This window comes from Nostoc sp. CHAB 5836 (assembly GCF_020829445.1).
GTDB lineage: Bacteria > Cyanobacteriota > Cyanobacteriia > Cyanobacteriales > Nostocaceae > Nostoc.
In genome coordinates this window covers 22,433-32,795 of sequence record NZ_JAIVFV010000071.1, presented here as the reverse complement: position 1 = coordinate 32,795, position 10,363 = coordinate 22,433, and the positions used below count along the sequence as shown (strand labels likewise).

Below are 10,363 nucleotides of genomic sequence, written 5' to 3'. Positions count from 1 at the left end.
TGGGTTTTGCGCTTGGTGCCGAATATCGCCGCGAAACGAGCAATAGCACCCCCGATCAACGTATTATCAATGGCGAAGTGAAAAGCTTTGCGGCTCAGCCGATCAGCGGCGGCGAATTTGATGTGAAATGGAAATGGCATATCTTTTGGAATCGCTGCTGTCATCCAGATAAAAGGCCAAAAAGACGGGTTTATGTTCCGCTAAAGATTGTGCTAATGTCTGTCTGGGAGGAACCAATGAACCATTGCCAGCATACACGACAAAGATGTTGCCATCATATAAATCATTATTAAGACCAGCATATGCAGGTTGCATACTTATAATCAAAAGACTTGCAAGCAACACCAGACATTTCGACAACCACCTTCGCCAGCCAGTAATTTGTTTATGTAAAAAAAGAAACTTTGTGCTATTCATCAAAAGGAACCTTGCAAGCTACTACTTGTTGTGAGTTTGTGCTGAATTTGGCAAACTGGGCTGGATATGTAATTACACCCCCGCACTATTTTTTAAGATAACGCCTACTGAGATTATCTCTCGTAAGTGGATGAAGGAGATGGGGAAGATGAGGGAGATGAGGGAGATGGGGGAGATGGGGGAGATGGGGGAGATGGGGGAGTAAATTCTTCCTCATCCTCCTCATCTCCTTTTTCGTAATGCCAAGGCTGGCTTTTTCAGCTAGGATTCGCTAAACTCACGCATATTAAATTTGCACTTTTAATTAGCAACTGCCATTCGACTAGGGTACAGATGTGAGAAACAAAATACAATTCATAGATAGAGTGCGATTGAGTTTCGCAGTGTCAGTGGCAAAAAGTGTGACGTTTATTGTGCGATGTCTTCGACGGGCTGCGCCTACGCTCCGTCTAGGTGCTGGTAGTGTATTACCAGGCGCGATCGCTCGTCGCATTGAACCCCGCCTTTTACAATTATTGAGTCAGCAAGTTAAAAACGGGGTGATTTTAATTGCTGGTACTAATGGCAAAACCACTACAGCCCTGCTTTTATGCACGATACTAGAACGCAAGGGTTTTCGCATCGCTCATAATTCTACAGGTGCAAATCTCGAAAATGGCTTGATGACGGCGCTGTTAGAAAGCACCAGTTTACTGGGGAGGCTAGATGTTGATTACGCCATTTTAGAAGTTGATGAAAATATTGTCCCAAGAGTATTAACGCCACTACAGCCGCGAATTATTCTCTGTTTAAACTTGTTCCGCGACCAACTCGATAGGTATGGGGAAGTAGACACAATTAGTAAACGTTGGACAAAAGTTATTTCTACTCTACCAGCAGAAACGGTGGTAATTCCCAATGCTGACGACCCAACTTTATCTAACCTCGGTCAGCAGTTACCCCAACGGGTGTTATTCTTTGGCTTGAATGAACCAGAGCATTATCTCGAAGCTATTCCTCACGCTGTTGATTCTATCTATTGTCCCAAATGTGGACATTCCCTAGATTACAAAGGTGTTTATTTGTCTCATTTGGGAGATTTTACTTGTCCTAAGTGTGGTTTTAGTAAAAGTAAACCGACTCTGGAAAGTAGTGAATGGTCACAAATTCTGGTTGGTTTATACAACAAATATAATACCTTGGCGGCTGCAACTGCGGCTATTGAGCTAGGAGTTGATGAAGCAACAATCAGAGATACTATTAACAACTTCCAAGCTGCATTTGGTCGGGCTGAAGATTTAGTAATTAACGGTAAACGGGTGCGGATATTATTATCAAAAAATCCTGTGGGAACCAATGAAACCATTCGCGTAGTTACTCAAAGCACAGATAAAACTACACTGCTAGTATTGAACGATCGCACACCCGATGGCACTGATGTATCCTGGATTTGGGACGTGGATACGGAGAAACTAGTCGAACGGGGAGGGACTTTAGTAGTGAGTGGCGATCGTGTCTACGATATGGCACTACGTCTACGTTACAGCCAAAAGTCCCCTCAGAGTGACTTAAATTTAATTGTGGAAGAAGATTTGCGACAAGCGATCGCTGCTGCATTAGAGCATACACCAGAGAATGAAACTTTGCATATTCTACCTACCTACTCAGCCATGCTAGAAGTGCGAGAAGTTCTGACTGGGCGGAAAATTCTTTAAATTGGTCATTTGTCATTTGTCATTGGTCATTTGTCATTGGTCATTGGTCATTGGTCATTGGTCATTAGTTATTCTCTCCCTGCTTCCCATTCCCCAAAAATATGAGTTCTCAAAATTTGGAATTAACGATAGGTTGGCTTTATCCGACGCTGATGAGTACTTATGGCGATCGCGGTAATGTAATTACTATAGAACGTCGCGCTCAGTGGCGGGGATACGATGTGAAAGTGTTACCCTTAGATCAAAATTCTACAGCCGCAGATATTAAAACTGTAGATTTAATCGTTGGCGGTGGCGCACAAGATCGCCAGCAAGAAATTGTTATGCGTGATTTGCAAGGTGCGAAAGCCGATGCTATGCGCGAAAAAATCGAAAATGGAACACCGGGTGTATTTACCTGTGGTTCCCCCCAATTGCTGGGACATTATTATGAACCCGGCTTGGGACAACGGATTGAAGGCTTAGGAATACTCGATTTAGTTTCCGTGCATCCTGGTGAAAATACGAAGCGCTGTATCGGTAACTTAGTAATTGAAGTGACAGCTTCACGTCTAGCGCGAGATTTAACAGAGATGACAGGTAGCACTCCATATTTGGTAGGCTTTGAAAATCACGGCGGACGCACCAAGTTGGGAAAAGTGGAAGCATTGGGGCGAGTGGTGTACGGTTTGGGAAATAATGGTGAAGATGGGACAGAAGGAGCATTTTATCAGAATGCGATCGCTACTTATTCCCACGGCCCTTTATTACCGAAAAATCCTTTTGTCGCCGATTGGTTAATTCAAACAGCACTGCGGCTAAAGTATCAGCAGGAAATTACCTTAGAACCTTTTGACGATAGTCTTGCTATACAAGCACGAGAAGCGATGTTTAAGCGATTAAAAGTGAGTTTACCAAGTGCTGCTGCGGCTAAAGTTTAAATTTTCGTGTTTTTCTCGTTCCCTGACTTTCACAGGGAACGCAATTCAGGAGACTCTGCTTTTTATTTTAAATTAAGAAAGGGCAAAGTATGACTCAAGCCTTAACTAAACAAGTAACATTTGATGAATTTATTGCTTGGTATCCTGAATCTTCAGACAGGCATTATGAACTACATGATGGGGTAATTGTTGAAATGCCTAAGCCAACAGGAAAGCACTCAGAGATAGCTGGGTTTATCAATGGTTCTTTATTTATTGAAATCACCCGTTTGTCCATCCCTTCTTTTATCCCTAAAGAATGCGTCATCAAGTCAGTTAATACTGATTCAGGTTATGAACCAGATGTTATTGTTCTTGATAGACAAGCTGTTAGAGATGAACCTCTGTGGAAAAAAGAATCTACTGTAAGCCAAGCGACATCAATTCCTTTAGTAATTGAGGTGGTAAGTACCAACTGGCGAGATGACTATTTTACCAAAGCAGGTAAATACGTTCGCGCAGCGTCTCGAAGAGAAGAGATGGCAATACCTCAATACTGGATTGTAGACTATCTAGGCTTAGGTGGTAGACGCTTTATTGGCAATCCTAAACAACCAACAATCTCGATTTACCAATTAATTGAAGGAGAGTATCAAGTTAAGCAATTTAGGGGAAATGACCGCATTCAGTCGCCAGCCTTACCAGAGTTGAATTTAACTGCTGAACAGATTTTACGGGCTGGAGAAGTCATGTAATTTAGATGGTTAATGTTTAAATTTTTGTATGACTTTAAAGCAAGAGGAAAAGATGACTCAAACCTTACGTAAACTAGTAACATTTGATGAATTTATCGCTTGGTATCCAGAAAACTCACAACGACGCTATGAACTGCATGACGGAGTAATTGTTGAAATGGCTCCTCCCACAGGTGATCATGAACAGATTATTGGATTTTTAGTTGGAGAAATAGTTACAGAATACAAACGTTTAAAACTACATTATTTCATCCCCAAAACAGCATTCATTAAACCGATTCAGAGCGAAGCGGCTTACTCACCAGATATACTGTTGTTGAATAACTCTAATTTAGTAAATGAACCTCTGTGGAAAAAAGAATCTGCTGTAAGGCAAGCGGCATCAATTCCTTTAGTAATTGAGGTGGTAAGTACCAACTGGCGAGATGACTATTTTACCAAAGTAGGTAAATACGAAGAGGTTGGAATACCTGAATATTGGATTGTAGACTATCTAGGTTTAGGTGGTAGACGCTTTATTGGCAATCCTAAACAACCAACAATCTCGATTTACCAATTAATTGAAGGTGAGTTTCAAGTTAGGCAATTTAGGGGAAGCGATCGCATTCAGTCACTAGCGTTCCCAGAGTTGAATTTAACTGCTGAACAGATTTTTCAAGCTGGACAAATCATGTAAAAAACTCCAAACTCCAAACTCCAAACTCCAAACTCCTTCTACTGTTCTTCACCTTTTTCCTGAAGGAGCGATCGCCAATCGGCAATTGCTTGTTCTGTCCATAGCCAATTTTTAGCTAATTTATCTACCTGAAAATTTACCGGATCATTCTTAAGCACCATTTGGCATTGTTTTCTCGCTTCTTTTATATACTCTGCTTGTTTAGTAGCAGGTTGATTAGGCGCAGATTTATACAGTCCAATGGCTAAACCAGCGTAGGAAGTTAAAGCATATTGAGACACTGTTGCTTCCAAAGGGACACGTGTAGAAGCTGTATTTTGCTCTTTGAGAGCTAAACTCAAAGCCTTAAACCAAGAGTCATTGGCTCGGTTGAGATTGCCTTCTGCGTAGTAGGCAAATCCCAACGCATTATTATACAAAAGCGAATCCGGTTGAGCCTTGACAGCAGTTTCCCAGTAACGACGGGCATCATCGATGCTATAGTTATTGTCTCCAGTTTGGATGGACTGCCAAGCTAATCGTCCTTTATAAAAGTTGACAGATGGATCGTCAACTTGTTTATTGGGAATTAGTTTAAGAGCAGTTTCCGCCGCAGCTAGTGCGCCACGATTAAGTAATTCTTCTACAGCCAACAACCCACCTTGCAAGTCGCCCTGGCTCAACTTTTGCGTAGCGCTGGCGGTGACAATTCCAGTGGCTGCTGTCTGTAAGTCGATATTTTGCTGCTTTTGAATGGCTAAAGACTGGTTGGGAATTTCTGGTATTTTAGGCAGAGTTGCTTGGGGTCGATTTTGCCACCACCAATTTAAAGCGATCGCAGCTGCTAACGCACTAATTCCCACAATACCGACAATCGGCCACAGATGACGGCGACGGGTACGAGGTCTTAATGGGGGCGGTTGTGATACCTGCGGCGGGCTATACCTACGCGAAAAATTAGAATTTTCCCAATTTTCTTCCAAGTTCTTAGCAGTTGGAGGTGGTGCTGCTGCGACTTCTCCCCACAAATCTGCTTCCTCTTGCAAAGAAGTCATTTCCTCTGAAACTTGGTTTTCCTGAAGACTATTTTCGCGAATTTGTTGATCCGGTTCAGTTGAAAATTTTTGGTTATCTAACTGACGAAATAAATCCGAAACTATCGCAGAATCTTCTTCATAACTTGGGTCATCATACTCAATTTCATCAACTAGATCACCCCAAGTATCTTCACCTAGCCAGTCCAACCCAGAAGCGTCATGGGCCAAACTAGAAGGAATCATATCCTCCATTCCTAAAGGCATCTCGGGATCATCAGCCATCGGAGAATACATCGTGGAAGTTGCCCCTAAAAGCGAACTATATTGATTTAGGGACTCTGCACTTTCAGATAACTCACTTTCCTGGCTCAAGAAACCGTCAGATTCTGGCTGAAGATATAAAATCGGTAATGCCCAGTACATCTGGTGAGAACCATAGGCAGAAATTAATCCTTGGCGCACCCGACTTACGCACAAATCTACTGGATATCCCTGATTCAAGTTGCGGTAAAACAATTGTGTGAGGGTCAACGCCACTTCGTCAGGAATCCGTTCTGACATAGCCAAAACGCTTCTAATTCCCCGCTTCACCAAACTTTCTGCCAAGTTACGCTCACCAGTATCTCCAGAGGCATTAGACGCGGCTGTATATGCTCCCAAGCAGGAGTTAAACACTGCCATTTGAATATTATTATTGACGAGCAAACCTGCCAAATCGTCCCCAGTCAAGATTTCTGTTAAGCCAGTTCTGCGACTAACAAGATAAATTTCTCCGCCATTAGCACCTAAGTTACTATGACCAGAGTAATGTAGAACGTGGTATCTGCCTTGTTCTAAGGCTTGCGTCAGTTCTTCCCGTCCTGGTTGGTCTAATACAGTGAGCTCAATTTCTGGAAAATGACTGTTACCTTCAGCAAGTCGTGATGTTTGACGGTGAAGTTCAGCTTGCAGTTTAGTCGCTTCCTGTTTCTGTAAGTCAAGGTGGACTTGATCTGAGGGAGAAGCAATGACCATCAATACTTTCACACCACCTTGTTCTTGTGGTATGGGCATATTTCGCGTAGGCGTAGCCCCCCGCAGGGATCGCATTGGGGAAGCCCCCAAAATTCCACTTTGGAAACGAGAAAAAGCGACATAAGGCCCAGTAGCCAGAGGGCGATCGCCTGCGTGCATCACTTCCCAAGGCAGACGAGCCAACCTAGTGTCTTTTAGCCCCAAGCGTAAGCGTAGTACTTGTTGGTGGTTTTGGGCAATACCTTGAGCGGTAATCCAACTATCTCTGAGAGTGCCTTGAAATAGGGCGTTATAGAATTGTTGACCCAACGCCACTAAATTAACAGAGTTTCTGGCGATATTGCTTTCATGACCGCCAGAGGCGAACGGATCTCCCTGCAACACCGACTTCAACGGGTCATTCATCAAATGCCCAGCAGCCATCAACCAATCAGCTATAGGCCAAGTCACCAATTCTTCTGCCAATGGTACCCCAGGCGCGACTTGTTCCGTCCGCACCAAGTAGTCATTTTGCCCTACTGGGGTTACGGAAATATGGAATTCCTGGGTCACAACTTCTCCTGTTCGCCTCCTACATCTGGTTTGAAACGCGAAAGTTTCAACTCGATTTTTCCCTTTCTCTGATCACTTAGATGCATCCCACCCCTGAATGTTTCTGATTCAGTACCGTTTTGGTTTTTTTGCTTTTACAACTTTATCCGGATCGGATCACTTCGGTCTAGAACACTTAATTGGTAGATGCACCTTGATCTTCAACTCCCCTAGTTGGCTAACACCCACTGGGGGTTTTTTTTTAATTTTGGCAAACAATCGCAACTTTTAACGCAGATATTCTCTACCAGAAAATAGTGCTTATAGCGGTTCTCGACAAGCGTGAGGTACAATTTTGATTTCACTTCTATTCCTCTCTTCCTTTAAGGAGAGAGGTAACGAAATTGTTCTCCCTTCCCGCAACGGGTTGGGGGTTAGGTCTATTTGCATACTTGTACCTCACCGGATTGAAAATGGCTATAATCCTAGAATACTTGATTGATAGATCGATGTAAGTAAGTCGGCAAGAATAAACCAAACTATATTACGAAACGTAAACACACCTTAAACCCTTATAAATGACGAAGGACAAATGACAGCCTTAGCTAGTTAGCTTTATTTGCGTCGCTCTACTTACCTTGATCTTTAACTCCCCTAAGCCAGTTAATAACCACTGTTGTTTTTTCGACACATCACTTTTCTCATAAATTTATCCGGAGCATGGTGGTTAAACCTAGAACATTGAAGTGGTAGATGCACCCTGATAACTAGCTCCCCTGGTAGGCTAACACCCACTGGGGGTTTTTTTAAGAAGAAATTATTCACAAAACTTAGGTTTTGTCAAGATAGTAGCTCTACTGAAAAAGGGGAACCCTAAGAGCAAACTTTTTCAACTTGACACACTGCTAGAAACTTCCAAAAAATAAATTATCCAAAATTATTTGTACATTTGTAGGGCCGCAAGGGCCATTGGTGTCAACTTAACCTAAAAGCTAGTGTAAATAAGTTGGTGCGAAAAAAACAATTATGTTACGAAACGTAAATATGATTAAAACCCTTACTAACGACCAATGACAAAGGACAAATGACAGCCTTAGCAACTTAGCTTTAATTGCACCAACCTACTTAGAACAATCTTTTAGAGATTGTCTCGTTCCCAATATCTGACTGGGAAGCCGCCGCCTCTTGACTTGCGGCAGCAGCCCAATGATATCCATTTCCAGCCTATGGCTAGAAACGAGGTTTTAAAAGAGTTTGAGGTGAAGTTGCCACGTATGCGCAAGATATTTCGCCCCTACTATGGGATGCTTTTCACTGTAAGTTACCAAAGCAGTAATCATCCCTGACACACCCATTTTGTAAGGCAGCGCACTGGTTATTTAATTGGTAGGCCTGTCCTCATAACTAACCCCTCTGAGGTTTTTCCTGATAAGCAAACACTAGCAACTTCAACCTCTGCTAATTTATCCGGTAGTGACCCATTTACTTTAGAAAAGATTATTAGTAGATGCACCCTGATAACTCACTACTCCTAGTAGGGTAACACCCACTGGGGGTTTTTTCTAGTTGCCTAGGCGTAGCCCGTCGTAGATACGGCCATTAACCCTGATTTTGACCGTTTTTTCCCGAAGATACTGGCTGCCCCTAGAAAAGATTACTGGTAGATGCACCCTAATAACTCACTTCCCTAGTAGGGTAACACCAACTGGGGTTTTTTATTTAAAAAAATAACTGAACCTTTGTACAAATTGATCCGGAGTATGGTGTTCAAGCAGAGAACATTTAATTGGTAGATGCACCCTGATAACTAACTCCCCTGGTTGGCTAACGCTCACTGGGGGTTTTTTTTGGCGTAGATGGGTAGCGGCTTGTCGTTAGAGGATGTTTTAAAAGTCCTCTTGTCGGTAACAGAAGGTTTTAGATCCCCCTAAATCCCCCTTTTTAAGGGGGACTTTGATTTCGGTTCCCCCCTTAAAAAGGGGGGCTAGGGGGGATCGAAAAGTGCCTAAAGTCACAGTGAAAAACTTTTCAAACAACCTCTTAGACATCACCCTCGCATTTCCTGATATATAACTCGAATGCCCCACTACTCTTGTTGCTAGTACTATAGGAATCCGGTTTGATTTTTGAACAAAATTAGTATTTGTAGGGTGCCGTACTTTCTGCGCTAACGCACCAAACCCTTAAGAATGGTGCCATACTTTCTGCGCTAACACACCCTACGTATATTTTCAAAAATCAAATATGAGTCCTATAGTAGACTTTGAGTATCCTCCTGTTGACAGAATAGAGCATAACCTGCTCACTGAATCCCTGAATCGCTTTCTTTTTATTGTGAGCTAGAGATGCCACTGCAAAATGATTGCTATGATATTTAATCAAATTCTTAATTTTTTTTCTATATTTTGACTTTTAATCAAGTTTGGGGTTTAAGTTGCATAGCCTAAGAGGATGTTTTAAAAGTATTTTTCGTCACACCAAAGCCTCCCAAACCCTACTATACTTTGCGACTTTTCAAACATCCTCTAAGAGTTCCCTATCTCTACGAGTGATTCAGAAATCAAATCGGACTGCTATAAAAAAAATTGCAATTTCTTAGCTAGAATTAGACGGTATTTCTCTGCTAAAAAAGCGGTCTAAAATTTCTGATTTTTGTTCTAAATTGAAGTTGTCATAACAATTTTCCGACTTCTCAACTAGCCCGGATTCTTTGAAAGTCCCGAAATGAGAATCTGGGTTTTCAGTTAGAGTTTTTTGTCTATCAGGAGAATAGGTAAGTATTTCTACTCGATGATCGTTCTTTGGATGCACCAGCTGCATCAATAAATCCATTGCTACATTTGGCAAAAGACGGCACGTATAATTTACAAAAAAATCAAAAGTTATATTGCCTAGACGGATGCGATCGCCATCTTTGAGTTTGATCGGCTCAACAGCGCGATCGCCATTCACAAAGGAGCCATTGCTACTGTTGAAATCAATTAAGTAAAAACCCTGATTGTCAAGATGTTGAATAGCAGCGTGGCGACGAGACAGATGGCTATCAGGAATGCAAATACCACTGCTGCGATTCCGACCGATCGTCCAGATCCTCTGTTGCTGTCGTAAACTTTGAGTCTGATTGTCGCACAAGTTAGTCATCAAATAAACAGCAGCATTTTCCACTACAGCGTGTACGTAATAAATCTTCGCTCTCAGTAACGACGGTTGAGATAGGTTTTCTAGCTGAAGAATTTCATCTAGAAGGCTGCTGTGGTGTTCATACAGCTTAAGGAATACCTGATATAAAGTTAATCGCCGTTGTACTTCCGTTTGTGCAAAGTCAGTCATTATAGGTAAACCTTGTACTACCTGATTTCGG

7 protein-coding genes and 1 pseudogene are annotated in these 10,363 nt (G+C 42.3%); 5 read left to right on the top strand and 3 right to left on the bottom strand.

Translation table 11 applies throughout. The features are described 5' to 3' along the window. Nucleotides 1-123 precede the first annotated feature (123 nt). Nucleotides 124-417 (bottom strand): annotated as a pseudogene (locus LC605_RS16040) (thioredoxin family protein); the annotation flags it as partial. Nucleotides 418-752: 335 nt separating this feature from the next. Between LC605_RS16040 and LC605_RS16035 the strand changes: the two are divergent. The 5 genes from LC605_RS16035 (at nucleotide 753) to LC605_RS16015 (ending at nucleotide 4,441) form a co-directional block, all read left to right on the top strand. Beyond that, nucleotides 753-2,111 carry a Mur ligase family protein gene (locus LC605_RS16035; RefSeq protein ID WP_229548516.1) on the top strand — a complete coding sequence of 453 codons (1,359 nt, stop codon included), beginning with the start codon at nucleotides 753-755 and terminating at the stop codon, nucleotides 2,109-2,111. Between the two features lies 1 nt (nucleotide 2,112). Next, nucleotides 2,113-2,289, top strand: a complete 177-nt coding sequence (locus LC605_RS16030) for a hypothetical protein (protein WP_229548518.1) — start codon at nucleotides 2,113-2,115, stop codon at nucleotides 2,287-2,289. Continuing rightward, the gene (locus tag LC605_RS16025) at nucleotides 2,213-3,031 is read left to right on the top strand and encodes a type 1 glutamine amidotransferase (protein ID WP_229548515.1); all 819 of its coding nucleotides are present in this window, start codon (nucleotides 2,213-2,215) and stop codon (nucleotides 3,029-3,031) included. The genes LC605_RS16030 and LC605_RS16025 overlap by 77 nt, the downstream gene beginning before the upstream one ends. A gap of 89 nt (nucleotides 3,032-3,120) precedes the next feature. Further along, nucleotides 3,121-3,765 (top strand): Uma2 family endonuclease, encoded by a 645-nt coding sequence (locus LC605_RS16020; protein WP_229548514.1) that lies wholly within the window; start codon nucleotides 3,121-3,123, stop codon nucleotides 3,763-3,765. A gap of 52 nt (nucleotides 3,766-3,817) precedes the next feature. Continuing rightward, on the top strand, nucleotides 3,818-4,441 hold the full coding sequence (locus tag LC605_RS16015) for a Uma2 family endonuclease (protein WP_229548513.1): 624 nt from the start codon (nucleotides 3,818-3,820) through the stop codon (nucleotides 4,439-4,441). Between the two features lie 38 nt (nucleotides 4,442-4,479). On the opposite strand, the gene hetF is transcribed toward LC605_RS16015, so the two are convergent. Then, a complete protein-coding gene (gene hetF / locus LC605_RS16010; RefSeq protein WP_229548512.1) occupies nucleotides 4,480-7,023 on the bottom strand; it encodes a cell division protein HetF in 2,544 nt (847 codons plus the stop codon). Between the two features lie 2,574 nt (nucleotides 7,024-9,597). Beyond that, nucleotides 9,598-10,332, bottom strand: coding sequence for an FHA domain-containing protein (locus LC605_RS16005; protein ID WP_229548511.1), 735 nt, complete (start codon nucleotides 10,330-10,332; stop codon nucleotides 9,598-9,600). Between the last annotated feature and the right edge of the window lie 31 nt (nucleotides 10,333-10,363).

What these genes read in the sequence shown, in the direction of transcription:
- LC605_RS16025 (WP_229548515.1), top strand. Translation starts at nt 2,213, where the DNA reads ATGAGTTCTCAAAATTTGGAATTAACGATAGGTTGGCTTTATCCGACG.
- LC605_RS16020 (WP_229548514.1), top strand. Translation starts at nt 3,121, where the DNA reads ATGACTCAAGCCTTAACTAAACAAGTAACATTTGATGAATTTATTGCT.
- LC605_RS16015 (WP_229548513.1), top strand. Translation starts at nt 3,818, where the DNA reads ATGACTCAAACCTTACGTAAACTAGTAACATTTGATGAATTTATCGCT.
- LC605_RS16005 (WP_229548511.1), bottom strand. Translation starts at nt 10,332, where the DNA reads ATGACTGACTTTGCACAAACGGAAGTACAACGGCGATTAACTTTATAT.